This window comes from Bordetella genomosp. 9 (assembly GCF_002261425.1).
Lineage (GTDB): Bacteria > Pseudomonadota > Gammaproteobacteria > Burkholderiales > Burkholderiaceae_B > Bordetella_C.
In genome coordinates, this window is record NZ_NEVJ01000003.1 from 1,955,247 (window position 1) to 1,980,789 (window position 25,543).

Annotated in this window: 26 protein-coding genes; 14 read left to right on the forward strand and 12 right to left on the reverse strand. The window is 66.2% G+C overall.

Going from position 1 to position 25,543, the window contains the following annotated elements; all coding sequences use genetic code 11:
* Positions 1-7: 7 nt before the first annotated feature.
* Positions 8-454, reverse strand: coding sequence for a hypothetical protein (locus CAL26_RS19940; protein WP_256988538.1), 447 nt, complete (start codon positions 452-454; stop codon positions 8-10).
* A gap of 425 nt (positions 455-879) precedes the next feature.
* Positions 880-1,440, reverse strand: a complete 561-nt coding sequence (locus CAL26_RS19945) for a lysozyme inhibitor LprI family protein (RefSeq protein ID WP_094848484.1) — start codon at positions 1,438-1,440, stop codon at positions 880-882.
* A gap of 38 nt (positions 1,441-1,478) precedes the next feature.
* On the opposite strand from CAL26_RS19945, the gene CAL26_RS19950 reads away from it, so the two are divergent.
* From CAL26_RS19950 to CAL26_RS19960, 3 genes are all read left to right on the forward strand, one after another.
* Positions 1,479-2,087 carry a class I SAM-dependent DNA methyltransferase gene (locus CAL26_RS19950; protein ID WP_094848485.1) on the forward strand — a complete coding sequence of 203 codons (609 nt, stop codon included), beginning with the start codon at positions 1,479-1,481 and terminating at the stop codon, positions 2,085-2,087.
* 147 nt (positions 2,088-2,234) lie between these two features.
* Positions 2,235-2,675: a PACE efflux transporter gene (locus CAL26_RS19955; protein WP_094848486.1), complete on the forward strand. Its 441-nt coding sequence runs from the start codon at positions 2,235-2,237 to the stop codon at positions 2,673-2,675.
* Between the two features lie 24 nt (positions 2,676-2,699).
* Positions 2,700-3,017, forward strand: coding sequence for a YnfA family protein (locus tag CAL26_RS19960; protein ID WP_094848487.1), 318 nt, complete (start codon positions 2,700-2,702; stop codon positions 3,015-3,017).
* Between the two features lie 17 nt (positions 3,018-3,034).
* Here the strand turns inward: CAL26_RS19960 and CAL26_RS19965 are convergent, their stop codons facing one another.
* Complete coding sequence (locus CAL26_RS19965; RefSeq protein ID WP_256988655.1) at positions 3,035-4,024, reverse strand: alpha/beta hydrolase family protein; 990 nt, start codon at positions 4,022-4,024, stop codon at positions 3,035-3,037.
* Positions 4,025-4,173: 149 nt separating this feature from the next.
* Positions 4,174-5,079, reverse strand: coding sequence for a LysR family transcriptional regulator (locus CAL26_RS19970; RefSeq protein WP_094848489.1), 906 nt, complete (start codon positions 5,077-5,079; stop codon positions 4,174-4,176).
* A gap of 164 nt (positions 5,080-5,243) precedes the next feature.
* Here CAL26_RS19970 and CAL26_RS19975 point away from each other — a divergent pair, with 164 nt between their 5' ends.
* Positions 5,244-6,623, forward strand: a complete 1,380-nt coding sequence (locus CAL26_RS19975) for an acyclic terpene utilization AtuA family protein (protein WP_094848490.1) — start codon at positions 5,244-5,246, stop codon at positions 6,621-6,623.
* A complete protein-coding gene (locus CAL26_RS19980; RefSeq protein WP_094848491.1) occupies positions 6,616-6,972 on the forward strand; it encodes an AtuA-related protein in 357 nt (118 codons plus the stop codon). Before CAL26_RS19975 ends, CAL26_RS19980 begins: the two co-directional genes overlap by 8 nt.
* 28 nt (positions 6,973-7,000) lie before the next feature.
* Here the strand turns inward: CAL26_RS19980 and CAL26_RS19985 are convergent, their stop codons facing one another.
* Both CAL26_RS19985 and lhpH read right to left on the reverse strand, forming a co-directional pair.
* Entirely contained in the window at positions 7,001-7,933 is a 933-nt protein-coding gene (locus CAL26_RS19985) for an ornithine cyclodeaminase family protein (RefSeq protein ID WP_094849990.1), read from the reverse strand.
* 139 nt (positions 7,934-8,072) lie between these two features.
* Entirely contained in the window at positions 8,073-9,080 is a 1,008-nt protein-coding gene (gene lhpH / locus CAL26_RS19990; protein ID WP_094848492.1) for a trans-3-hydroxy-L-proline dehydratase, read from the reverse strand.
* Between the two features lie 134 nt (positions 9,081-9,214).
* Between lhpH and CAL26_RS19995 the strand changes: the two genes are divergently transcribed.
* Complete coding sequence (locus CAL26_RS19995; protein ID WP_094848493.1) at positions 9,215-9,523, forward strand: ArsR/SmtB family transcription factor; 309 nt, start codon at positions 9,215-9,217, stop codon at positions 9,521-9,523.
* Positions 9,514-10,758, forward strand: a complete 1,245-nt coding sequence (locus CAL26_RS20000) for an MFS transporter (RefSeq protein ID WP_094848494.1) — start codon at positions 9,514-9,516, stop codon at positions 10,756-10,758. Before CAL26_RS19995 ends, CAL26_RS20000 begins: the two co-directional genes overlap by 10 nt.
* Here the strand turns inward: CAL26_RS20000 and CAL26_RS20005 are convergent.
* From CAL26_RS20005 to CAL26_RS20015, 3 genes are read right to left on the reverse strand one after another with little or no spacing between them, the layout of a single operon-like run.
* Positions 10,739-12,118, reverse strand: coding sequence for a c-type cytochrome (locus CAL26_RS20005; RefSeq protein ID WP_094848495.1), 1,380 nt, complete (start codon positions 12,116-12,118; stop codon positions 10,739-10,741). The genes CAL26_RS20000 and CAL26_RS20005 overlap by 20 nt on opposite strands.
* A gap of 34 nt (positions 12,119-12,152) precedes the next feature.
* Positions 12,153-14,411, reverse strand: a complete 2,259-nt coding sequence (locus CAL26_RS20010) for a xanthine dehydrogenase family protein molybdopterin-binding subunit (protein WP_094848496.1) — start codon at positions 14,409-14,411, stop codon at positions 12,153-12,155.
* A complete protein-coding gene (locus CAL26_RS20015) occupies positions 14,408-14,878 on the reverse strand; it encodes a (2Fe-2S)-binding protein (protein WP_094848497.1) in 471 nt (156 codons plus the stop codon). The genes CAL26_RS20010 and CAL26_RS20015 overlap by 4 nt, the downstream gene beginning before the upstream one ends.
* Positions 14,879-15,137: 259 nt before the next feature.
* Here CAL26_RS20015 and CAL26_RS20020 point away from each other — a divergent pair, with 259 nt between their 5' ends.
* The 6 genes from CAL26_RS20020 (at position 15,138) to CAL26_RS20045 (ending at position 21,677) form a co-directional block, all read left to right on the forward strand.
* Complete coding sequence (locus CAL26_RS20020; protein ID WP_094848498.1) at positions 15,138-16,286, forward strand: NAD(P) transhydrogenase subunit alpha; 1,149 nt, start codon at positions 15,138-15,140, stop codon at positions 16,284-16,286.
* Positions 16,283-16,591: an NAD(P) transhydrogenase subunit alpha gene (locus CAL26_RS20025; RefSeq protein ID WP_094848499.1), complete on the forward strand. Its 309-nt coding sequence runs from the start codon at positions 16,283-16,285 to the stop codon at positions 16,589-16,591. Before CAL26_RS20020 ends, CAL26_RS20025 begins: the two co-directional genes overlap by 4 nt.
* 2 nt (positions 16,592-16,593) lie before the next feature.
* Positions 16,594-18,012 carry an NAD(P)(+) transhydrogenase (Re/Si-specific) subunit beta gene (locus CAL26_RS20030; RefSeq protein ID WP_094848500.1) on the forward strand — a complete coding sequence of 473 codons (1,419 nt, stop codon included), beginning with the start codon at positions 16,594-16,596 and terminating at the stop codon, positions 18,010-18,012.
* Positions 18,013-18,123: 111 nt separating this feature from the next.
* Positions 18,124-19,515 (forward strand): NAD-dependent succinate-semialdehyde dehydrogenase, encoded by a 1,392-nt coding sequence (locus CAL26_RS20035; protein WP_094848501.1) that lies wholly within the window; start codon positions 18,124-18,126, stop codon positions 19,513-19,515.
* Between the two features lie 13 nt (positions 19,516-19,528).
* A complete protein-coding gene (adhP, locus tag CAL26_RS20040) occupies positions 19,529-20,557 on the forward strand; it encodes an alcohol dehydrogenase AdhP (protein WP_094848502.1) in 1,029 nt (342 codons plus the stop codon).
* A 121-nt stretch (positions 20,558-20,678) separates the two neighbouring features.
* Positions 20,679-21,677 (forward strand): glycosyltransferase family 9 protein, encoded by a 999-nt coding sequence (locus CAL26_RS20045; RefSeq protein ID WP_094848503.1) that lies wholly within the window; start codon positions 20,679-20,681, stop codon positions 21,675-21,677.
* Positions 21,678-21,692: 15 nt separating this feature from the next.
* On the opposite strand, the gene CAL26_RS20050 is transcribed toward CAL26_RS20045, so the two are convergent.
* Entirely contained in the window at positions 21,693-21,977 is a 285-nt protein-coding gene (locus tag CAL26_RS20050; protein ID WP_094848504.1) for a hypothetical protein, read from the reverse strand.
* A gap of 165 nt (positions 21,978-22,142) precedes the next feature.
* On the opposite strand from CAL26_RS20050, the gene CAL26_RS28485 reads away from it, so the two are divergent.
* Positions 22,143-23,237, forward strand: a complete 1,095-nt coding sequence (locus CAL26_RS28485) for a hypothetical protein (RefSeq protein WP_218831567.1) — start codon at positions 22,143-22,145, stop codon at positions 23,235-23,237.
* Between the two features lie 14 nt (positions 23,238-23,251).
* On the opposite strand, the gene CAL26_RS28825 is transcribed toward CAL26_RS28485, so the two are convergent.
* Positions 23,252-23,464 carry a hypothetical protein gene (locus CAL26_RS28825; RefSeq protein WP_373454495.1) on the reverse strand — a complete coding sequence of 71 codons (213 nt, stop codon included), beginning with the start codon at positions 23,462-23,464 and terminating at the stop codon, positions 23,252-23,254.
* Between the two features lie 618 nt (positions 23,465-24,082).
* The gene (locus CAL26_RS20065) at positions 24,083-25,474 is read right to left on the reverse strand and encodes an NAD(P)/FAD-dependent oxidoreductase (RefSeq protein ID WP_094848506.1); all 1,392 of its coding nucleotides are present in this window, start codon (positions 25,472-25,474) and stop codon (positions 24,083-24,085) included.
* Positions 25,475-25,543: the final 69 nt, after the last annotated feature.

A 25,543-nucleotide genomic window follows, 5' to 3' on the forward strand; every position in this document is an offset into this window, starting at 1 on the left:
GCGAATATCAGAAGCCGTAGCCGCTGATGTATCGACCGCAGGAGTTGTAGTTGATCTTGCCGTTGGTGATCATCTTGTAGCGAAGGATGGTGCCCTCGTTATTCGTATAAAAGATGACCCAGCAGTCGGTCGATTCCGGAACATACTCATCGTATCGTCCGTTCTGGATGATGCCCGGCGCGGTCATCACCTGATAACCCTTGTTCTCGTAATGCGCTGCCTCGTAGCCGTAAATGTAGGTGTACGACTTCGTCTGGGCGTCCTCTTGTTTCACGAACGGCGTCGCACCGTTCGGCTCGGGCCATTTGGGCAACAGCTCCTTGATGTTCTTGCCGACCTGGGCGTCCAGCTTGTTCCGAGTCGGTGACCATGGTGACAGTCCCATGCAAGCCGAGAGCATTACCGAAAGAACGATCGCAGGGGCGATACGGAACAAGCTTCCTAAGCGTTTCATGATTTTCGACTATGCAGAAAGACAGGAGATCGCGGTTCGGGCCGCAATATATCACCTCGATTCACCCCTGGTAACTGTCATTGAAACCAAGCGTAAGATCAAAATTCAACATACGCCCGGGCGGTGTTTCACAACGGGGAGGCAAACCCACTCGCGGCTGCACGGAGTGAACGGCCGTGCCCGAACGCAATGTTCCGCAACGATGTATCTGGATAATTGAGGCCTGCCCGCAACCACCAGACGAGCTTTGATCTACCCGTGCGCCTCGTTACATACATACGGGCGATTTGGACCGATGCGCCTTCGCGGTTTGATATCTTGATGTTCAACGCCGGTGCGGCAACGCAGTAACCGTACCGGACGTAGCGCAGTTGAGCCACGGCCTAGGCCGTGGCTTTTTTTTTGGGAATGCTCAAGTAACGCGCTCAATGTCGATGCGTTGCTGTGTAGCTGATTCGCCAGTCTTCTAGTTCCTGGGCGCGTATGGCCGTTCTTTCCATTCGACAGGTCGACAACGTACTCGGCGCCGATGTCGATCCAAATCGATAGGCCCTTACCGCGCAATCCTTTTCATAGAAGGCAAGCCACGCACGTTGCGCCGCCTGTATCTCCTGGCGAGCGTCCTTGCCTTCCACGCTGGTAACGGCGGCAGTCAGCGCCTTATAAGCTTTATTCAAACGCGCATCCTGATAGGTATATTCGGCGTCGGCGCAATCCCCCTGAGCCGGCACCTGGCCTTGCGTGGCCTTGATGCACGCGTCATAGCCTGGCCTGATACCGTAATAGCGTGGCGATACGTAGGAAAGCCGCTCTACGCCTGGCATGATGGCGACGCCGTTGATCACGGTACCGTCGTCATTGGACTCCGCTTTGTAGCCTGGAGCGCTGTCCGCCGTGTCTACGGCCGGCGGCGGGGACGCCAGCGCACTACCGAACAGGGATAAGAGAAACAGCGGCAATGCACAGGCAGCCGATCCCCGATTCATCACTTCTTCCTCCAGCAGTGAGTTACCAAAGTCGAAATATGCACGATTTAGCGAACCGTATCATCGATCACTACGAGCGTCACGCTAGCGCATGGGATGCCGATCGGCGTAATGCCGACTGGAGCGACAAACCATGGCATGACCGCTTCATCGCGGCCCTGCCGGATGATGCGAGGATTCTTGATCTGGGCTGTGGATCGGGTGCTCCTGTCGGCCAATATATGGTCGCGAACGGTTTGCCCGTCGTGGGGGTTGATTCATCGCCGACACTCATTTCCCTCTGTCGCCAACGGTTGCCCGATCAGGAATGGATGGTGCGCGATATGCGGTCACTTCAGCTCGACCGGCGATTTGAAGGAATCCTTGCATGGGATAGCTTTTTCCACCTGCAGCCAGATGACCAACGGCGGATGTTCTCGGTATTCGACCAACATGCCGCCTCGTCGGCTGTGCTGATGTTCAACACCGGCCCGGCCGCAGGCGAAGCGGTGGGAGAGTATCGGGGTGACCCGCTCTATCACGCGAGCCTGAGCGCGGACGAGTACAAAGCGCTGCTCCACGGCATCGGGTTTACGGTCATCGCCCACGTGGCGAATGATTGGAATACCGGCGGTGGGCGTACGGTATGGCTTGCGAGACGCGGTTAGAACATCGCGATTAGACCCATCTCGCTTCCAACCGGTACAATCCATCAATGGGCGGAAACCGTGGCCCATCATCAGTCTTCACCACCAATGCATATTACCGGGACGGACCGGCTTCATTCATGAGCCTCGTGCTCACTGGAGCTTCCGATGGTCGTCCTGGCACCCCGCGCGCGCCGCGTCGTTTACGTCGCGCTCTTTGAAATCCTCGCGATCCTGCTGTCCGCGCCCATCCTGGTGTTCCTGGGCGGCGGCAGCGCCGCCAACGCCATGACCGTGGCCGCCGCGGTCACCGCGCTGGCTGTCGCATGGAACTACATCTTCAACACCCTGTTCGAGGCCTGGGAGCGGCGCCACCGCACGGGCGCACGTAGCGTGCGGCTTCGAGTCGTCCATGCCACCCTGTTCGAGGTGGGCCTGGCGGCGGCGGTGTTGCCGCTGTATATGGCGTGGTATCAGGTAAGCCTATGGCAGGCCTTCAAGATGGAGGCCGCGGTGCTCGCCTTCTTCCTGGTTTTCACCTTCTGCTTTACCTGGTGCTTCGATACACTCGTCGCGCTGCCGGACACGTCGGATCGTATGCCTTTGTGATGAAAGCGGCGGCGAAGGAACTACATGAAGACATTCCTGTTGTACGTCGCCACGGCGGTGGCGGAGATCGTCGGCTGCTACCTGCCCTATCTCTGGCTCAGGGAAGGTCGCAGTGCGCTGCTCCTGATCCCGGCCGGGATCTCTCTGGCGATTTTCGCGTGGTTGCTGACCTTGCATCCCGCCGCGGCCGGCCGCGTCTATGCGGCGTATGGCGGCGTGTATATCGCGGTGGCGCTGGTCTGGCTGTGGCTGGTGGACGGGATCCGTCCCAGCAATTGGGATTACGCGGGCGTGGCCCTGGCGCTGGCGGGGATGGCGGTCATCGCCTTCCAGCCGCGCTGAAGGCGTCGCGGGAAAAGCTATAACTTCGCGCGCAGAAAATCGAGGATATCCTGTTCGATCTGGCGATGGATCGCGGCCCGATCGACACCGGGCGCATCCTGGCAGATCATCGGCGCTTCGGCCGCGATCGCGGCCGGGCATGGGTCGACGAACACGAAATGATTGCCAGGCACGACGTGGACCGCCGGCACGGCGGGCAGGCCCGATGCGATGGCGAGCGAATTTCTTGCCGAAGCGAGATAGCTATCGTCCCGCGGCCGAAAGAGCAGCGTCGGGACGCGCACCGCGGAGAGTCCCGGCGCATCGAACATCATGGCCAACGGGTCCATCAGCACCAGCGCTTTCAGGCGGTGGTCGACGGGCGGCCGCCACGCGGCCAATTCCGGTGGTATGGCCGCGCCCGCCTGCACGCCTGGCGTGGCATCGGCAGGTTTGCGACGCGGGCAGGATCCCGGGTCATCGTGCTCCCCGCAGTAGGCGCTGGCATACGCAAAATCAGGCTTGGCGCCGGCCAGGATCAAGGCGGTATAACCACCGGCCGAATACCCGACCATGCCTATCCGGCCGGCATCCGCACTTGCCGACAGACGCGGATCCGCCAGGACGGCATCAAGCGCGGCCTCCGCCTGCCGGGGGCGATCGATCAGGATCCGGGCTTGTGTCGGCGCCGGCGGATGGCCCGACGCGTCGCCGACGTGCGTCGGCAGGATCGCGATGAACCCCGCATGCGCCAGAGCGGTAGCCAGCTCACGATGGCTGAAGGGGCCCCCGCCCTTGCCGTGCGAGATCAGGACGACCGGGAATCGATGGTCCGGCACAGGCGGCGCATTTCGCGTCGCCCGTATGGTGAACGGGCCCGCTTGCCATGGAACCTCGGGCGCGTTCGTCGGGTAGAAGACGACCGTATCAAAGGAAGCGGCCTCGTCCTTGACCGTCAAACGAATCAGTCCCGCATTGAAGCTGGGCGAAGGCGCGGCCAATGCGCCGCCTGCCCCCACGATGGTCATCACCAACGCCGCAATCCACCGCATGTACCTGCTCCTGCTCAGCCTGAATCGAGCGGCGACGATATCAGTTCCTGATTACAACTTCCCTAAGCAAAGAGCCATGCCCACTCGCTCGCGACACGCTGGATGCAGGTCACCACGCGTCGCCTTCACACCTTGCCCAGTCTCTGGACGACCATGTCATACAGCGTCTGTGCCGCCGCGGACAAGGGGCTCTCCTGCCGCCGGACGATATAGATCTGCCGCTCCAGGCCGGGCACGGTGATCGGGCGGATGACCAGGCCCGGCTTCTGGAACTGGTACAGGGTGAAGGTGGGCACGACGCTGATGCCCAGGCCGGCTTCGATCATGCCGGTGACGGTGGCGAGCTGTTCGACTTCGAGCAGCGTTTTCACCGACTGCGGATACAGGACGGCTTCGATGCTCTGGCGCACGCTGCTGTTGCGGACCAGGTGGATGAAGGGCCAGGGGACCAGCTTTTTCAAGGTCAGGCGCGGCTCCTTGGCGAGCGGATGATCTTCGCGGCAGACCAGATGGAAGGTGTCGCTGCACAGCGCCTGCGCATGAAGCTCGGCGGGGTCGGTCGGCCGGGTGCCGCGCGACGCCAGCGCGAAATCCGCCTGGCCGCCACGCACCAGCTCTATGCAGGGGTCGGACAGCACGTCCGACAATTGCAGCTCCACATTGGGGTGCTGCGTGTGGAAATCACTCAGGATGGACGGCAGCCAGCCCGCCGCCAGCGATGGCAGGGCCGCGATGTGGACGCGGCCGCTGCGGAGCTGGACGCGATCGGCGACATGGGCCATCGCATTGCCGATGTCGGCCAGCAGTTGGCGCGCAAGCGGCTCGAATGTCCGCCCTTCCGGCGTCAGGGTGACCCGCCGCGTGCTGCGGTCGAACAGGCGCGCGCCCATGGATTCTTCCAGGGCCCGGATCAGCGCGCTGAAGGCCGGCTGGGACAGGTGGCAGGCCTGGGCGGCCTTGGTGAAATGGCACAGGTCGGCCAGCATCAGGAAGGCGCGCAGTTGGCGGGAAGAGAGGTCGGGCGTGCGCATTTATTAATATGAACTTCGGATTAATCTATCCGTAATTTCAATTTTGCTTATTGTAGTCCGCTTCCTATACTGACCCGCCCAAGGTCTCGTGAGCTGCCCGTCCGTTCGATGGCGGGCTCGGGGGCCCGGCAGCTCAGTCTGTCAGACGCAACCAAGAGAACGTCGTGACGCAACCTATTCCGCCCCTCCTGGTCGGCTGCGCCGCCGGCTTTTCCGGCGACCGCACCGATGCCGCCGGCCCGGTGGTCGATACCCTGGTCGCAAGGCTGGACGGCAAGCCGGGCGCGGGGCGCGCCTTCCTGATTTTCGAAACGCTGGCCGAGCGCACGCTGGCCCTGGCGCAGCTGCGCAAGCGCGCCGACCCGGACGCCGGCTATGAACCGCTGCTGGACGACATGCTGAGGCCGGTGCTGACCCGTTGCCTGCGGCACGACATCCGCATCGTCAGCAACTTCGGCGCGGCCAACCCGCGCGGCGCGGCGCGGCATATCGCGCGCATGGCGGCCGAACTGGGCCTGCCCGCACCGCGCATCGCGGTGGTGTATGGCGACGACGTATCGGGCGAACGGCATGCCGGCCTGTTGGCCGAGCGCCTGGGCGCCGATTTCGATGCCAGCCGCGTCGTCAGCGCGAATGCCTATCTGGGCGCGGAGCCGATCCGCGCGGCCCTGGATGCCGGCGCGCAGATCGTGGTCTGCGGTCGCGTGGCCGACCCGTCGCTGACCGTGGGCCCGGCCATGTCGTATTACGGCTGGCAGGCCGATGACTGGGACAGGCTGGGCAAGGCCACGATGGCCGGGCACCTGCTCGAATGCGGCTCGCAGGTGTGCGGAGGCTACTACGCCGATCCCGGCTACAAGGATGTGCCCGACCTGGCGCATGTCGGCTTTCCCATCGCGGAAATAGACGCCCAGGGCGACTGCACCATCGGCAAGGCTGACCGCACTGGCGGCCGTGTCGACGAAGACACGGTCAAGGAACAGCTGCTTTATGAAGTGCACGATCCGTCGGCCTACCTGACGCCGGACGTCGTCGCCGATATCGGCGAAGCCGAGATCGGCGCGGTCGGGCCGGATAGCGTCCGGCTGCGCGGGGTGCGGGGCCATGCCAGGCCGGTCGATTACAAGGTGAACGTGTGCCTTGAAGGCGGCTGGCTGGCCGAAGGAGAGATCTCCTACGCCGGCCCCCGCGCCGAGGCCCGCGCCCGCCTGGCCGCCGACGTGCTGCGCCAGCGCCTGCCGGACCTGCATCTACGGGTCGACCTGATCGGGCGGCTGAGTGTCTTCGGCGATGACGATGGAACGCTGCTGGCCGCCACGGCGCTGGGCGGCAGCGATGACATACGGCTGCGCGTGGCCGCCCATGCGCCGGACCTGGCGGGGGCGCAACGCCTGACCCGTGAAGTCACCGCGCTCTATTGCTGCGGACCCGCGGGGGGTGGCGGCGTGCGGACCGCGCTGACGCCCAGGTTGAACACCGTATCCTGCCTGCTTCCGCGCGATGCCGTGCCGACCGGTTTCGAAATGGTGACTGGCGATGAATGATCTGATCGTGCCGCTGTATCGCGCGGCCCACGCGCGCACCGGTGACAAGGGCGACCGTTCCAACATCAGCGTCATCGCATGGGACCCCGCCTTCTACGAATTGCTGGTCGCGCAGGTGACGCCGGAAATCGTGGCGGCACGGTTCGCGCACCGCAGTCCCACCGGCGTACAGCGATATCTGTTGCCACGCCTGCACGCGATGAACTTCGTGCTGGACGGCGTACTGGACGGCGGCGTGAACGATGCGCTGAACCTGGATACGCACGGCAAGACGCTGTCCTATCTGCTGCTGCAGATCGAGATACGCCTACCGGCTCGCCTGGAAGGCCTGCTGGCGGGGCCGCGCTGACGCCAGGCCACGCGCACCGCCGCGTGGCTCAATGGCTCTCGTAGACCAGGATCGCCGCGGCCAGGTCTTCGGCCGCGGTGCCGACCGATTTGAATACGGTGATTTCTTCCGCCGTCCGGCGTCCCGGATGCTCGCGGCGGCACAAGGTTTCCAGCGTGGCCTGCAGCTTGCCCGGGTCGAAGCGGCCGGCCTTGATCGGCGACAGCAGGTCGCCGGACTTTTCCAGCGCTTCGGTCGTATCCACGAACACCGAGGTATCGGCGAAGGTGTCGTCATCGGCCTCGCGCATGGTCGGCTGGAAGCTGCCGATCAGATCGACGTGCGTGCCGGGCCGCAGCCAGGCGCGGCGTACCAGCGGCGTGCGCGACAGCGTGGCGCAGCTGACCATGTCCGCCTCGCGCACCGCCTGTTCGAGATCGGTCGCGGCACGGGCCGCGTAGCCCTGCTCCCGCAGGCGCGCGGCCAGGGCCTCCGCTTTTTCGGGCTTGAGGTTCCATACCGCCACATCCGCCAGATCACGCACCGCCGCGTAGGCGGGCGCCAGCGCGCTCGCCACGTTGCCCGCACCCACGATGACCAGGCGCCTGGCGTCCGGGCGCGCCAGGAAGGACGCGGCCAGGGCGGACGCGCCGGCAGTACGCCGGACGGTGATCTGGTCGCCATCGATGATGGCCAGCGGCCGACCGGTGCGGGCATCGCTGAGCGTGTACGACGAGTACAGGCCCGGGGCACCCTGCTTGGCGTTCTCCGGATATATCGTCACCTGCTTGACGCCCAGGTAGCGGCCTTCCTGCCATGCGGGCATCAACAGCAGCGTATCGGGGGCTTCGGGACGGTCGCCGATGAAGTGGGTGTGCCGGCGCGGCACCACGCAGCCTTCCTCGAACATTTTGGCCAAGGCAGGGATCAGGGCGGGAAAGGACAGGCGGTCCGCCGTCGATGCGGGGTCGAAGAATTTCATGGGCGACTTATCGGGGTTCATGCGCAGGGTTCATGATTCGCAGGGTTCAGGGTTCGATTGAAGCATCAGGCCGCGCCGAGTTCGCGCGCCCGCCGCAGCGCGGCCTGCACCGCGTCGTTCACCAGGGCGCGCAAACCGGTTACCGTACCAGAAAGCCGTTCTTCAAGGGGTCGCGGGCATCCAGCACCCAGCTCGCATAGCCGTAGATGCTGGCGCGCCCGGACACTTCCGGCACGACCGCATCATAGTCGCCGACCCGCGTGCGCGTCAGCGCCCGGCCTCGCATGACAGTGCCGATCACCGATTCGTTGACGAAATCCTCGCCCATCTGAAGCGAGCCCCTGGCCACCAACTGGGCAATGCGGCCCGCGGTGCCGGAGCCGGTCGGGGAGCGGTCCACCTGGCGATCCGCGAAGATGCAGCAATTGGACTGGGTCGATCCCGCATGGCGGGGCGCACCGCTGATGATGGTGCCGTAGATGTGATTCAGCTCGGGGATGAACGGGTGCACGACGGGATAGGCCTGGTTGGCGGCGGCCTTCACTTCGGCGCCGAAACGGATCAGCTTTTCGATGCCCGACTCGGCGACCGTCAGGCCGTGGTCCGCGCCGTCGGTGTAGAAGTAGAACGCGCCACCGAACGCAATGTCGCCGACGACGCGGCCATAGGTAGGGGTCGTCACCGCCACGTCGCGCATCACCAGGAAGGACGGCACGTTGACGAAGCGCACGTCGCCCGCATGTTCGCCGTCCCATTCCACATGCGCTTCGATGAAGCCGCATGGCGCATCGATGCCGACCCGGGTTTCCGGCTGCGTCCGCGCCACCCAGCCCAGCTCGACCGCCGCGGTGGCCAAGGCGATGACGCCATGACCGCAATGGTCGCTATAGCCCTCGTTGTGCACGAAGATCACGCCGAAATCGGCCTCGGGTGTGACTGGGTCGGTCAGATACCCCGCATACATGTCCGCATGGCCGCGCGGCTCGAAGATCAGCGCGGTGCGGACGTCATCGAGGTTTTCCTTGATCCAGGCCCGCCGCTGCACGATGGATGCGCCGGGAAACCTGGGCAGGCCGCTGGTGACGATGCGGAAAGGTTCGCCCCCGGTGTGGACTTCCACGGTATTGATCATCCGTTCCTGGCGCATTGCTGGGGTCTCATCGGCAAATGTGTATCGGCATCGCGGAAGCAATCGCCACGACTGAAGAGCTTTCAGCTATTATCCGCCCACTATAATTCAACAATCGTTGAATCTAGATCGAGAGCCGCAGTCATCTCCCCATGAAAGAAGACCAAGCCGTCGCCTCCCTGGCCGCCCTTGCCCACGTCCAGCGTCTGCGGGTTTTCAGGTCCCTGGTCGTGGCGGGCCAGGGCGGCCTGACGCCCAGCGTCCTGGCGGAACAGTTGGGCGTCGCGCGCAACGCCCTGTCGTTTCACCTGAAAGCGCTGACGCATGCGGGCATGGTCAAGGTGGAACAGCAGGGCCGCAACCTGATCTACCGCGCCGACTACGCGAACATGGACGCCCTGATGGGATACCTGACCGAACACTGCTGCCAGGGTGGCATGGGCCGAGAAACATGCGCCTGACCCGCCGTACCAGCGTCGTCGCGGCGCTCGGCACAACGCAGACCCTGGCGTGGGCGTCTTCGTATTACCTGCCGGCCATGCTCAGCGCGCCGATGGCGCGGGACCTGCACGTGGCGGAGCCGACGATTTTCGCGGCGTTTTCCTTCGCCCTGGTGATTTCCGCGCTGCTGGGGCCGCATTCCGGGCAGGCGATCGATCGCTGGGGCGGGCGGCCGGTGTTGATGGCGACGAACGTGGTTTTCGCGCTGGGGCTGGCTTGCCTGGGCAGCGTGGAGTCGGCCGTGGGATTGTTCGCTGCCTGGGCGCTGCTGGGGGTGGGCATGGGCTGCGGGCTTTACGAGGCGGCGTTTTCCTCGTTGGTGCGGCTGTACGGGCAACATTCGCGCGGGGCGATCTCGGGGATTACCTTGATCGCGGGCTTCGCGAGCACGGTGGGGTGGCCGCTGACCCATTATCTGCAGGTGGAGTTCGGGTGGCGCGAGGCGTGCTACGCCTGGGCGGTGCTGCATCTGGTGCTGGCCTTGCCGCTGAATTTTCTGTTGCCATCGCCGGGCGCGACGGCCATGGCGGCCAGACGCCCGTCGACGGCGCCCGCATCGCGATCGGCGCCGGCAGGGGTGCCGACAACCGCACCCGCATCGGCATCGTCAAAGATACCGACACCAACACCGACGACGACGTGGGCCACCGTCGTCCTGGCGGCCGTGTTCGCCATCACATGGTTCATCAGTACGGCGCTGGCCGCGCATCTGCCTCGCCTGCTCATGGCCGGCGGCGCCACGCTTGCTGTCGCGGTGGGGGCCGGGTCGCTGATGGGTCCGTCGCAGGTCGGCGCCCGCCTGCTGGAGTTTGGGCTGCTGCGCCGCGTGCACCCGCTGCTATCCGCGCGCCTGGCAACGGTGGCGCATCCAATCGGCGCCCTGCTGCTGCTGATGTTCGGCGCCCCGTTCGCCTCGGTGTTCGTCGTACTCCACGGCGCGGGCAACGGCATCCTGACCATCGCCAAGGGCACCCTGCCCCTGGTGCTGTTCGGCGCGCAGGGCTACGGCGCCCGGCAGGGCATGCTGATGGTGCCCGCGCGGATCACGCAGGCCCTGGCGCCCTGGCTGTTCGGCCTGTGCCTGGATCATTGGGGCGCCGGCGCGCTCTGGGTCTCGACGGCCCTGAGCCTGGCCGCCTTCGGCGCCCTGCTTTCCCTGAGCGCCGCCACGCGGCTCAACGCATCTGCAGGATGATCACATTGCTGCTGGCCGGATTGGTGCGGTCGCGCAGATCCTTGACCGCATCGGGCTTGACAGGGCCGCCCTTGTTGCCCCACGACGTGCGCACGAAGGTCAGCACGTCGGCGATCTCCCGGTCGCTGAGCTGATTGCGGAAAGGCGGCATGCGATAGGCATCCGGCACGCCGTTGGCGACGATGCGGCCCGAGCCGTTCAAGGTCACATTGATGCTGGAGGCGTCCTGCGTGGCCATGGATGACGCGGACCCGGCCAGCGGCGGTATCCATTCGCCCTGCCCCCGCCCATCGGCGCCGTGGCAGGCGCTGCAGCGCGCCATGAAGGTCTGCGCGCCCGGCACCCGCAGGCGCTCGCCCACGTCCAGCGACTTGTTCGAGGACGCGTCGTACTGCCAGGGCGCGCCATCCTTGCCCGGCGCGCCCGGCAGGGACTTCAGGTAATGGGCGACCGCCTTCAGGTCATCGTCGCTCATGAACTGCGTGGAGTTGTTGATCACGTCCGTCATCGAACCGAACACCACCGCGTGCGCGTTGCGGCCTTGCTTCAGGAAGCGGAAAACGTCGTCCTCGCTCCAGCGGCCCAGGCCGGTGTTGCCGTCGCCGCGCAGGCTGGGGGCATACCAACCGTCCAGCAAGGCGCCCGCCAGGTAGCTCGAGCCGCTTTCGTCCAGCGCTTCTTCGTTGAACGCGACCCCGCGCGCCGTATGGCAACTGCCGCAGTGGCCGGCGCCCTGCACCAGGTAGGCGCCGCGATTCCACAGCGTACCGTCGTCGGCCGCGCCCTGTACGGGCTTGGGCCGATAGGTCCCGGGCTCGGTGAAGACCGCATTCCACAAGGCCAGCGGCCACCGCATATTCAAGGGGCTGGGGATGCTGCTGGGCCGGTTTTCCTGATGCGCCGGGTGGACGCCATGCATGAAGTAGGCATACAACGCCCGCACGTCGTCGTCGTTCAGCTTCGCATACGACGGATAGGGCATGGCCGGGTAAAGGCGATGCCCATCCAGCGCGACGCCCTGGCGCAGGGCCCGGTCGAAATCCGCCAGGCTGTATGCGCCTATGCCCGTATCCTTGTCGGGCGTGATGTTGGTCGCGAAGATCGAACCCAGCGGCGTCGCCATCTCCAGGCCGCCGGCGAACGGCGCGCCGTTGGCGGTGCTGTGGCAGGCCACGCAATCGCTCAGCCGCGCGACATATTCGCCCCGCTGTATCAACTGTGGCGACGCGGTATCCGCGTCCGCCACCCCATCGAAGGCGGACGCCGGCTTGCGTGTCACGAACCACGCAAGCGCCGCCGCCACGACCACACAGGCCAGCACGATGCCGGCCAGAACGCGCCCTACCCTGCTTTTTTTCATCTGTTGCACGATCCCGTGATCCGCCTGCTCAGGCTCAAACCTTGAAGGTGTACTTCGACAGCGGCATGCTGCGGACACGCTGGCCGGTCAAGGTGGACACCGCGTTGGCCACGGCGGGAGGAATGGCCGGCAATGGCGGTTCGCCGATGCCGCCCATTTTTTCGCCGCTTTCGACAACGCGGACGTGCACGCGCGCCATGCGGCCCGGCGGCAGGATGGGATACAGGTCATAGTTGCGGGCGACCGGCTGGCCATGCTCGTACACGGCTTCTTCCAGCAGGACTTCCGACAGCCCGAGCGCGACCGCGCCATGGACCTGCGCGTGGACGATGGCCGGGTTCACGATATTGCCGGGGTCGATCGCTTCCCAGATGTCGTGCACCACCACCTGGCCCTCCTTGATCGATACCTCGGCGATCGCGGCGGCCTGCGAGCCGAACGGCGATGCCATCGCGACGCCCCGCGCGCGCCGGGTGCCGTCCTCGGCCGTGAACGGCCCCCGCTTCCAGCCGCCGGACAATTCGCCGACCGCCTGCAACAACCTGGTCAGGCGCGCATTTCCCTGCAGCAGATGCATGCGCATCGCGTAGGGATCCTGCCCGCCCTTGTCGGCCAGTTCGTCCAGGAAGGTTTCATAGAAGAAATCGTTCATGGAATTGCCCACCGACCGCCAGTAGCCCAGCATCATCGGCGTCTTAACATAGAGCTGCGCGATACGCCGGTTGGGAATGGCGTAGGATTTCCCCGCCAGGCCCTCGACCGCGGCGGGATCGTGCTTGTCGGCCCGTTTGTTGGCGATGCCCTCCGTGGGGCCTTCGGTGGCGCTGATGGCCTCGATGGCGACGGGCATGCCGTTCGCGTCCAGGCCGCCGCGGAAACGTACCGCGGCCATCGGCCGCGCGACGTCGCGCAGGAATTCTTCCTCACGGCTCCAGATCAGCTTGATCGGCCGTCCGGTTTCCTTCGCCAGCTGTATCGCCTGCGGATAGGGACTGGCCGAGTTGTACAGGAAGTGGCGGCCGAAGAATCCGCCCAGCAGCGGCGAATGGAGCGTGACCTGCTTGGGGTCGAGCCCGGTCCGCTTGACGATATCGGCCAGGAATATATCGGGCGCCTGGTTGGGCAGCCAGACTTCCAGGGTGCCGTCCGGATTGAATCGCGCCAGGGCCGCGGGCGGCTCCAGCTGCGCATGGCGGACATACTGGCTATGGTAGGTCGCGCTGACAACGGTCTTGGCGTTCTTCAAGGCATCGGCCACATTGCCCTGGTTCTCGGCGTCGACGCCATCGCCGGTTTCGCTGGCGAGCCGTTCCTGGAAGGCCGCGGTGGAGAAATCCGCCGGCATGACCCGCAGCGTCGAATCGGCCGGCGCTTCCTGCCAATCCACCTGCAGCGCCTCGGCCGCGCGCTTGGCGTTCCACCAGCGTTCGGCGACCACCGCCACCGCGCCCGGCAGACGATGCACCGAATGCACGCCCTTCATGGCCTTGACCTGGTCTTCGTTGCGCAGGGCGCCGACCGTCATGCCCAGCCTGGGCGCATGCTGGACCGCTGCGTGCAGCATGCCGTCCACCTGGGTGTCGATGGTGTAGATGGCCTTGCCGGTCGATTTGTCGCGAACGTCGAGCCGATCGACGGGCTTGCCTATCCAGCGGAAGCTGGCCGGATCCCTGAGCTTGACGCTGCCGGGGTCGGGCACGGGCAGGTCCATGGCGTCGGCGGCAAGCTCGCCATAGGAAATCGACTTGCCCGAGGCCGGGTGCACGACCCGGCCGGGTTGCGTATCGAGTTCGGTGGGGGGAACGTCGAAACGATTGGCGGCGGCCTGGACCAGCATGGCGCGCGCCAGCGCGCCCAGCCGCCGCATGTTCGCATAGCCGAAGCGCACCGACGAACTGCCGCCGGTGATGCGGCGGCCGCTATCCATCGCGATGTAGTCGCTGCCCGGCGGTGCGTTCTCCACGATGAAGGTCGCCGGATCCGCGTCGAGCTCTTCGCCGACGATCTGCGCCATGGCCGTGAAAATGCCCTGCCCGCCTTCGATGAAAGGGCTTTGCAGGCGGATGGTATTGTCGGGGCGTATCTCCAGGAAGGCAGGGACCTTGGTCGCCCGTGCCGGCGCCGCGGCGGCGGCCTGCGCCCGTGCCTCGCCCATGGGCAAGCCCATGCCCAGCACGAACGCGCCGGCCGCCGTGCCGGCGGAAGCCAGCAGGAAGCGGCGACGCGAAAGGTTCTCGGGCTGCGTCGACGAAAGCGCGGCCTGCGCCGAGGAAGTGGACAGCGTATCCATCATGCCCCCTTCACGGCGCCAGCCGTGTCGCCAGCGAGTTCATGGACCGCGTCGTTGATGGCGTTGTAGGTGCCGCAGCGGCACAGATTGATCATCGCCGCGGCGATCTCGTCGTCGGTCGGATGCGGGACCTGCTTCAACAGGGCTGTCGCCGCCATCACCTGTCCCGACTGGCAGTAGCCGCACTGGGGAACCTGGTGCTTGACCCAGGCCGCGACCACGCGCTGGCCCACGCTGTCATTCTCGATCGCCTCGATGGTGGTGATCTGCTTGCCCGCCATGCCGGCGACGGGCGTGACACAGGACCGCATGGCCACGCCATCGACCATCACCGTACAGGCGCCGCATTGCGCCAGGCCGCAGCCGTACTTGGTGCCCGTCATGCCCAGCTCGTCGCGTATGACCCAGAGCAAAGGGGTATCCGCATCGGACTCGACCTGATGGGTCTTGCCATTGATTTGAAGTTCCATGGTGTTCCTTGTCTTCAAGACGATACTTATTGCCCGGGTGGGGACGCGGCGTCATCAACCCTCGAATTTGACTCTCCAAAGCCTTCAAACTGCTGAACGCGCGGTGCTGACGCCGTGCCCCGCCGCGCGCGCTTCGGCATCGGCCGCACCAAGCATCCTCCAGATTGATCCAGGTCACAACGCGTTTCCAGGCCTCTGCCTAAGATTCTTCCATCGTATACGCGACGCGCGGCCGCGTCGCACCTGTCGAAGGAAGATGATGGCTTTTGCGTTGTCCGTCCTGAAGGAGTCGCAGCCCGGCGAGAAGCGCGTGGCCGTGATCCCCGCCGTTGCCACGCGCCTGAAGCGCCTGGGCGCCGACATACGCATCGAGGCCGGCGCCGGCCAGGCGGCGGCATTTCCCGATGCGGCTTATATGGATGCGCGGGTCGAAGCGGACCGCCAGCGGCTGCTCGGCGAAGCCGACATCGTGCTGGCGGTGCAGCCGCCATCGCTGGCGAGCGTCGCCGCGATGAAGCGCGGCGCCATCCTCATGTCCTTCGTCTACGGCGCCGCGTCTCCCGACGTCGTGCGCGTCCTGCGGGACGGCGGCATCACCAGTTTTGCCATGGAGCGCATTCCGCGTATCAGCCGGGCGCAGGCGATGGACGCCCTGTCCAGCCAGGCCGCGCTGGCCGGCTACTATGCCCCCCTGCTGGGCGCCGTGCATATGCCGCGCATCCTGCCCATGATGACCACCGCCGTGGGATCCCTGCGGGCCGCCAAGGTGCTGGTCATGGGCCTGGGCGTGGCGGGGCTGCAGGCGCTGGCCACGGCGCACCGGCTGGGCGCGATCACGGAAGGCTATGACGTCCGCCCCGAAACCCGGGAACAGGCGCTGTCGCTGGGCGCGAAGTTCGTCGACACCGGCGTGGATGCGCGCGGCGAAGGCGGCTATGCGCGCGAGTTGACCGCCGACGAGCAGGCCAAGGTGCAGGCCGCGCTGGACGGGCATATCGCGGCGGCCGATATGGTCGTCACCACCGCCTCGGTTCCCGGCAAACGGGCGCCCAGGCTGATTTCCGCCGCGCAGATCGCCGCCATGAAGCCCGGGGCCGTCATCGTCGACCTCGGCGCCGAAGGCGGCGGCAATTGCGAAGGCACGCGGCCGGGCGAAACGGTGGTCGTCGGTCCCGCCACCATCCTGGCCCCCCTGAACGTGCCGTCGATGCTGGCGCAGCACGCCAGCGAGCTGTATGCCAAGAACCTGCTGAACCTGGTCGAGCTCATCGTCCAGGACGGCGCGATCCGGCTGGATTTCGATGACGACATCGTCGCCGGCACCGTGCTGACGCATGACGGACAGGTGCGGGACGCCGCCATCCAGGCCCTGCTGGCCAAGGACGAGCCCACGGAGATGACGGCATGACTTCCGCCACCACGCTGACCGTCCTCATCGCGCTGTACATCTTCATGCTGGCCGCCTTTACCGGCTACGAGGTGATCAGCCGCGTGCCCGCCATCCTGCATACGCCGCTGATGTCGGGATCGAACTTCATCCATGGCATCGTCGTGGTCGGCGCGCTGCACGCCCTGCTGACCGCGACGTCGGCGACGACCCAGGCCGTCGGCTTCATCGGCGTCGTGCTGGGCGCGGCCAATGCCGCCGGCGGCTACGTCGTGACCGACCGGATGCTGGCGATGTTCCGCGCCAGCGGCCCGAAGAAGGACTGACCATGCTGCTTGCCTACCTGGAAGGACTGGCCGGACTGCTGGCCGCGGGCCTGTTCATCTTCGGACTGAAGCGAATGTCCTCGCCGGTGACCGCGCTGGCCGGCATCAAGATCGCCGGCGCCGGCATGCTGATCGCCGTGGCATCGGCATTCCTGGTGCTGGCGCGCCTGCCGCAGATCGCGGAGTCGCGCCTGCTGACGAATCTTGCCCTGGCGGTGATTGCCCTGGCGCTGGGCGGCGGCTGGGCGGTATGGAGCGGCCGCAAGGTCGCCATGACAGGCATGCCGCAGATGGTCGCCCTGTACAACGGCATGGGGGGCGGCGCCGCCGCCGCGATCGCCGCCGCCGAGATCTTCCGCGGCCCGATGCAAGATGCGCTGCTGGCCGGCGTGACCCTGGCCGGCGCATTGATCGGCTCGGTGTCGTTGACCGGCTCCGTTATCGCCTGGGCCAAGCTCGACGGAAAGATCGACAAGCCCTGGCGCTTCGCCGGGCAGCAATACGTCAACGCGGCGGTGTTTGCCGTGGCCCTGATCGCGGGCGGCGCCACGGCCCTCTACGCCGGCGGCAGCCAGGCGACCGTGATGGCGGCCGGCTTCTTCATCGTCGCGCTGGCCTTCGGCGTGTTGATGACCCTGCCGATCGGCGGCGCCGACATGCCCGTGGTGATCTCGCTGTACAACGCCTTCACCGGGCTGGCGGTCGCGCTGGAAGGCTATGCGCTATCCAATCCGGCATTGATGATCGCCGGCATGGTGGTCGGCTCGGCCGGTACGCTGCTGACGGTGCTGATGGCCAAGGCCATGAACCGCTCGCTGACCAATGTCCTGTTCAGCAACTTCGGCGACGTCGCCGTGGCCACGGACAGCAATATTGCCGGCCGGATCAAGTCCGTCGAGGCGAGCGATGCGGCCACCGCCATGCGCTACGCCGCCAGCGTCATCATCGTTCCCGGCTACGGGCTTGCCGTGGCGCAGGCGCAGCAGAAGCTCTACGAATTCGTCAAGCAGCTGCAGGCCGCCGGCGTGGACGTGAAGTTCGCCATGCACCCCGTCGCCGGCCGCATGCCCGGGCACATGAACGTGCTGCTGGCGGAGGCCGGCGTGCCGTACGACATCATCTTCGACATGGAAGACATCAACGATGCCTTTGCCTCCACCGATGTGGCGCTGGTGATCGGCGCGAACGACGTGGTCAATCCCGCCGCCCGCACCGACAAGTCCTCGCCCATCTACGGCATGCCCATCCTGGACGTCGACCGCGCGCATCAGGTCTATGTCGTCAAGCGCGGCCAGGGGAAAGGTTATGCGGGCGTCGAGAACCTGCTGTTTTACGCCGACAACTGCAACATGGTTTATGGGGATGCCCAGGCCGTGCTCGCGCAGATGGTCCAGTCGGTGAAGGAACTGGCGCCCGCCTGAGACGGAGCAGCCATCTCTTACGGGCGTCCCCCGCCGCGCCGGGACAGCAAGCCCGATCGCCGGCGCGGCCCGGGCGCCAGCCGGCGCCCCGCTTACACGAGGAATACGGACATGACCTACGCCACGACCAACCCCTACACCGGGGAAGTCCTGAAGACTTTTCCCAACGCCACCGATGAACAGGTCGCGACCGCCATCGATAAGGCCCATGGCGCGTTCCTCGCCTGGCGCGAGATGCCGCACGCCAAGCGCGGGGCCATCCTGCAAAAGGCCGCCGACATCCTGCGCAAGGAATGCAACGCCTATGCCAAGCTGCTGACGCTGGAGATGGGCAAGCTGTACGCCGAAGCCAAGGCGGAAGTCGAGCTGTCGGCGAAGATCTTCGAATACTACGTGCAGAACGCCGAGCGGCTGCTGCAACCGGAAAAGCTGCCGGTGGCGGACCCGGCGGAAGGCGAAGCCATCCTGGTGCACGAACCGCTGGGCGTGCTGCTGGCCATCGAACCCTGGAATTTCCCCTACTACCAGATCGCGCGCATCATCGCGCCTCAATTGTCGGCGGGCAACACCATCCTGCTGAAGCATGCGTCCAACGTGCCGCAAAGCGCGGCGGCTTTCGAGACGCTGATGCGCGAGGCGGGCCTGCCCGATGGCGCCTTCACCAATCTGTACGCGACGCGGTCGCAGGTGGAAATGATCATCAACGATCCACGCGTGCATGGCGTGGCGCTGACGGGTTCCGAGGACGCGGGCGCCATCGTCGCGGCCCAGGCCGGCAAGGCCTTGAAGAAGTCGACCATGGAGCTGGGCGGCGCCGACGCCTTCGTGGTGCTGGCCGACGCGGATATGGAAAAGACCGTGAAATGGGCGGTGTTCGGCCGGCACTGGAATGGCGGCCAGGTCTGCGTGTCATCCAAGCGCATGATCATCGTCGACGCGGTCTACGACGAATTCCTGAGCCGCTATCGCGAGGCCGTCGCGGCGCTGAAGGCCGGCGATCCGTTCGACGCCGCCACGACGCTGGCGCCGCTGTCTTCGCAAACCGCCGCCGACGACCTGAAGGAAAAGATCCGGCTGGCCGTGGCCCATGGCGCCAAGGCTGAACAGGTGGGGCCGCCGGTACCGCAACAGGGCGCTTTCGTGCAGCCCACCATCTTGACCGATATCAGCCCGGAAAACCCGGCCCGCTATTGGGAATACTTCGGCCCGGTTTCCATGCTGTTCCGCGCGAAGGACGAAGACGACGCGGTGCGCATCGCCAACGACTCGCCGTTCGGCCTGGGTGGCTCGGTATTTACCGCCGATACCCGGCGCGGCGCCGAGGTCGCTCGCAGGATCTCGACGGGAATGGTGTTCGTCAATCATCCGACCAAGGTCGAAGCCGATCTTCCTTTCGGCGGCATCCGGCGTTCCGGCTACGGGCGCGAACTGCTCGGGCTGGGGCTCAAGGAGTTCGTCAACCACAAACTGATCGACGTCGTCGATATCGACGCGCGTTTCTGACAGGAGATTTTCCATGACCAAGACCATGAAAGCCGCGGTTGTCCGCGAATTCGGCAAGCCGCTGGTGATCGAGGAAGTCGCGGTGCCCACGCCTGGCCCCGGCCAGATACTGGTCAAGATCGCCGCGACGGGGGTCTGCCATACCGACCTGCATGCCGCCGAGGGCGACTGGCCGGTCAAGCCCAAGCCGCCCTTCATCCCCGGCCACGAAGGCGTCGGCCACGTCGTCGGTGTCGGCGCTGGCGTCACGCACATCAAGGAAGGCGACCGTGTCGGCGTGCCCTGGCTGTACACCGCCTGCGGCCACTGCAAGCACTGCCTGGGCGGTTGGGAAACGCTGTGCCATGAACAGCAGAACACCGGCTATTCGGTGAACGGCAGCTTTGCCGAGTACGTCATCGCCGATCCCAACTACGTCGGCCACTTGCCGGACAATGTGTCCTTCGTCGATATCGCGCCCATTCTGTGCGCCGGCGTGACGGTCTACAAAGGATTGAAAGTCACCGACACCAAACCGGACGACTGGATGGTGATTTCCGGGATCGGCGGCCTGGGACACCTGGCCGTGCAATATGCCAAGGCCATGGGCCTGAACGTGCTGGCCGTCGACATCGACGACGACAAGCTGGAACTGGCGACGAAACTGGGCGCCGCGTTGACGGTCAACGCGCGCACCACGGACCCGGTGGCGTTCGTGAAGCGCGAAATCGGTGGCGCGCAAGGCGTGCTGGTCACCGCCGTATCGCCCAAGGCCTTCGAGCAAAGCCTGGGCATGGTCGGCCGTGGCGGTACCGTATCGCTGAACGGTCTGCCCCCCGGCGACTTTCCGCTGTCCATCTTCGATACCGTGCTGAACGGAATCACGGTGCGCGGCTCCATCGTGGGCACGCGGCTGGACCTCCAGGAAGCCCTGAACTTCGCCGGCGAAGGCAAGGTCAAGGCCACCATCGCCACGGAATCGCTGGAGAATATCAACGATATTTTCTCGCGCATGCACCACGGCGATATACAGGGCCGGATCGTGATCGACTTCCAGAAGTAAATACTCGCCGGCGCACCCCTCGTCCACCCGGGAATTCACGTTTTATTCACGGGGCCCCAGTCTAAGCTTGCGCACCTCGCGCAGGGATGGAACCTGGCGGCCGCGGGGTGACGGACGAGAAATGGTAAAGATAGACACGGATGCGCCGGTCGCGCTGATCCTGTCGCCCTACCTGGGCGACGCATTATTCCTGATGGCCATCGCGAACAACCTGCGCAACGCGGGACGGCGCGTGGTCGTCTACGGCGATCATGGCGTCGCGCTGGCGGAATGGTTTCCTGGCTTCGACCTGCGCCCCCTGGCGGCGGCGAACGAACCGGGGGCGCTGGACGCCTGCGCCGCCGTTGTGCAGATGTCGCAGGATGCGCCCATCGCCGGCCTGGCGCAACGCCATGGCAACTTCCTGGCCATCAAGCAATCCTTGCCCCGCCAACCGGCGGACGACGGCTCGAACGGCCTGGGCGCGCCCTGCAACGGCATCATGGCCACGTTCCGGCGCTTCACCCGTGAGTTCCTCGGCGTGAAGGACTGGACGCACGACAACGGCCTGCGCGCCCCGGCCCCGTTGCGGCACGCGCTGCATCCGCGGCGCGTCATCGTGCATCCCTCGTCCAGCGAGCCCGAACGATGCTGGCGGCCGACGCAGTATGCGGCCTTGGCCACCGCGCTGCGCGCACGCGGATTCGACCCGGTCTTCGTGCTGGCGCGGCACGAACGCCCGGCTTGGCGCGCCCTGTTGGACGCCCATGGACTGGCCGTGCTGGAAGCGCCGGACCTGGCCCGCGTCGCCGCGGCCATCTTCGAATCGGGCTGGTTCATCGGCACCGATTCCGGCATCGGTCATCTGGCGTCGGCTTGCGGCATACCGACGGTGACCATCGCCGATCGGCCGCGGAACATGAACAGCTGGCGGCCGATGTGGGCGCCAGGTGCCATCGTGCGCCCGTGGTGGCTGCCCCTGCGCAGCCTGCGCCGCGCCTGCTGGCGCGAGGCCACTACCGTGGGCAAGGTGCTGCGCACTTTCCAAGCACTGCGCCGGCGCGTCGAAAGACAGGCGCCCGCCGGCGTGCAAGCCGGGCATGAGGCGCCGCCAACGCCGGCGGTCGACAAGCCCGCCTGATCACGGCGACGCGCATCAATCGTTGTCTTCGTCGGGATCCACCCACATATCGGTGATGCGCCCGGTCGCATCCATCAGGATCGTCACCCGTCCCGGTTCGCGGTCGACCGGCACCGGCCCCGCCGCCACCCGCAGCTTGCGGCCGATCAGGTCGCCCAGCAGGAAGGTCACCACCTGGGAATGTATGGGTATCGGCAGGCTGCCCAGGTCCGTCCTGGATACCTGGCCGCTTTGGCTGGGCCATGGGAATTCGGCTTCTTCATGGTCGCCGTTGGTGCGGATTGCTGTCGCTAGGCTCATTACGCGCTCCCTGGTTGCAGGCCCGTCGCGCGGACGGGCGGGTCAGGCAGAGTTTCCCGGCGGCCGCCCATCGAAGATAGAGCACCGCATGCCCTAGCCCACAGGCGCGACGGCAACATGTGCTAGGACATCCGGCGCACGCCAAAACGGTTAAGATCGATCGCCATGCGCCTATATCAACGTTCCGCCGCCCGTGCCGCCCTTGCCGCCGCCTGCCTGCTGGCCGCGGCGGTCGTCCACGCCGACCCGAGCTACGAGGGCTACCGTGAAGGAACCTATCTGCGGTTCCTGAACGCGCCCGAAGCCGGCCAGGCGCGCGCCGCGCCGCCCACGCTGGGCCTGTCGTTCGGCGGCGAATCCGTGCAGGCGGTCATGGATACCGGGTCGACCGGCATCGTGGTGGCCGCGTCCACCATTCCCGATGTGGACCGGCTGCAGGCGCTGGGCCCCGGAACCTTGAGCTATTCCAGCTCGGGCCGCATCATGCGCGGACGTTGGGTAATGGCCACCGCCACCATCCGCGGCGCCAACGGCGCCAGCGTGACGACGCGGCCCCTGCCCGTGCTGGCGATCGACCGGATCGACTGTTTCCGCGACGCGCGGGACTGCCAGCCCGAGGACCATCCGCGCCACGTGGCGATGATAGGCATAGGCTACGCGCGCGAAGCCGACCACCAGTCGCAGAGCACGCCGGACAAGAATCCCTTCCTGAACCTGCCCGGCATGGGCGATGGCGCGAATCCGGGCCGCGAGCAGCCGCACCGCGCGCGCCGCGGCTACGTCGTCACGCGCGAAGGCGTGCACGTCGGCCTGACGCCGGCCAACACACGCGGCGACTACCGCTACATCAAGCTGGCGAAGCGGCCCGATGGGCGCGACTGGATGCCCCTGGGCGCCTGCATCGCGCTGGACCAGGGAGCGCCGGCCTGCGGGACGGCGCTGATCGATACCGGCGTATCGGCGATGTACCTGACCGTACCGCCGGACCGCCAGGCGGGACACCTGGCCCCGGGCGGCCACGCCCTGTCACCCGGGACCCGGGTGACGGTACGGTTCGGCACGGATGCCACTTCCCGGTCGCCCGGCTATGGCTTTAACGTCGGGGATGCGCGCGAACCGGCGGCGCCGTCCCGCGTCATCCTGGTGGAAGGCGCAAACCGGCCGGCGTTCGTCAACACCAGCGTGCATGCGCTCAACGTATTCGACTATCTGTTCGACGCCGACGGCGGCTACGTGGGCTTTCGCCGCGTAGAGCGTTGAGCGCGCAAGGCAATTCAAGCCTTGTTTTCCTCGACGACGGCGGCGCCCTGCGCCTCGTCCTCGGTCTGTTCGGCCGTACTGCCCTGCTCCGGCTTGCCGGGCTTGCCGGCGTGCCGCTTCGCCGCGGCCTGCTTGGCCTCCTGCGAGTCGAAACGATGGGCCTTGCCCATGGCATGAGCGGCGCGGCCGCCCTGTGCCGCGATCCCGCGCAACAATTCCGGATCCATTGCCGCGAAACCGCGTGGTTTACGTGCTGGCTTGCGTTCGTCAGTCATCATGCGCCCCCTAGGTGAGTAGCACGACCAATGGCAACACGCGTGCCCAGGGCATTTCGGACGCCTGGCCCGGTATGGGCCGGGCGTATGCCCTTGATTCTCCTTAAGGATCGGCACCGCTTACCGCCGTTGTAGCGCTTACGGGACGGCCGCTTACCATTCCGGCGGTCTGACGCGGACCGGAGACCCGGGGCCAAGCGTTCCTGCGCCGAACGCGCATTTCTGCGCGGGATGGTTACTTAATATGTATTTCAGTGCCGCGTCCAAACGCTTGTTTTCATCCATAAACAGGCTGATTTCAGGACATAGCGCAAAAACCAAGGACCGAAATGGTGGTAGTAAAGTTACGTTTAGTTACTGGCATGCGTGTGTGCTGCAGCAGCTCGATGCTACTTTTTCGGCGGGTCGACGGGCTGTTTTTTCCACAGCTGGTACGTCGTGGACCCGCACACGAGCTTTGAGGCCACCGCGAAAGCCGTGGCCTCTTTTTTGTGGGGCACCCCGCCTGGGTCCCGGTTTCAGACGGGGTATCTGCCTGGAATCGTGACCCGAACGTCCAGCCCTGCTCGGTCAATGCAGCTTCACGCGCGGATGCGTGCGCCGCGTCAGCAGACGCGCGAGCGCCAGCGATACCGTACGGGAAAACCCGAGCACGGTGCGGTGGTGCAGCAGGTGGAGGCTGGCGTACATCCAGCGGGCGATCAGGCCGCTGATGAAGAACCCACGCCCCAGCAGCGCCCCCATCAGGCTGCCCACACCGCGCTCGCGGCCCAGGGAGACCAGCGAGCCCCGGTCCTTGTAGACGAAGTCGCCGCCGGGTTCGGGCTGGCCGGCAATGCGGGCGCTCAGGCGGCGGCGCAGGTAGCTGGCCTCCTGATGGGCGGCCTGCGCGCGCGCCGGCACCACCCTGCCGTCCGCGCGGGGCGCGGCCGCGCAGTCCCCGAATGCGAATATGGCGGGATCTTCGGTTTGCAGGCGGGCATCGACCTCCAGCTGGCCCACGCGGTTGCGCGGCAGGTCCAGGGCGCCGAGCACGTCCGGCCCCTTGATGCCGGCCGCCCACATGCATAGTTCGGCCGGAAAGGCGCGGCCGTCCTTCGTATGGACCGTATCCGCCGTGACCTCGGACACCAGGCACCCGCTCTCGATTTCGATGCCCAGGCTCTCCAGGCGCCGTTGGGCCGCGTGCGAGAGTTTTTCCGGCAGCGCGGCCAGGATGCGGGGCGCGCCTTCGATGATGCGGATGGCCAGATCCCTGCGCGGATCGAAATTCGACAGCCCATACGCCGCGACCAGCCGGCTGGCCTCGTGCAGCTCGGCGGCCAGCTCCACGCCGGTGGCGCCGCCGCCCACGATGGCGATGTGCAGCCGCGCCCGGGGATCGCTCGCCTTGGCCTGGTCTACCTTCACCATGGCCTGCAGCATGGTCAGGCGGAATTGCTCGGCGGATTCGGGCGTATCCAGGGTGATCGCGTGTTCGCGGGCGCCTCGCGTACCGAAGAAATTCGAGGTGCTGCCCACGGCGATGACCAGGGTGTCATAGGGGATCTCGCGCGCGGGCAGCAGGGGCTCGCCCGCCGGACCCGGGATCGCCCCGACCTGGACCAGGCGGCGCGCACGGTCCACGCCCAGCATCGGCCCCAGCACGAAGTTGAATTGCGACAGGTTGGCCAGCATCAGGTACGACAATCCTTCCTGCTGCACGTCGATCGTGCCCGCCGCGGCTTCGTGCAGCGTGGGCTTCCAGATATGCACCATGTGGCTGTCGATGAGGGTGACGTGCCGCCGGCCATGCTTGCGGCCGAGCTCCGTCGCCAGTTCCAGGCCGCCGGCGCCGCCGCCGACGATCACGACGCGGTGCGGGGGCCGCGCGTCCTGCTCACGCGCGGGGGCTTCGGTATTGCCTGCTCCGGCTTGCTCGGGCTGCGCGTTGCCGCGCAGCAGTATCGGGTTCTGGGGCATGAGGACACCTTGAAGCGACGTCCGCCCGGTCCGGGCGGCACGTATTACATGGCGGCTGGCCAGCCGCCA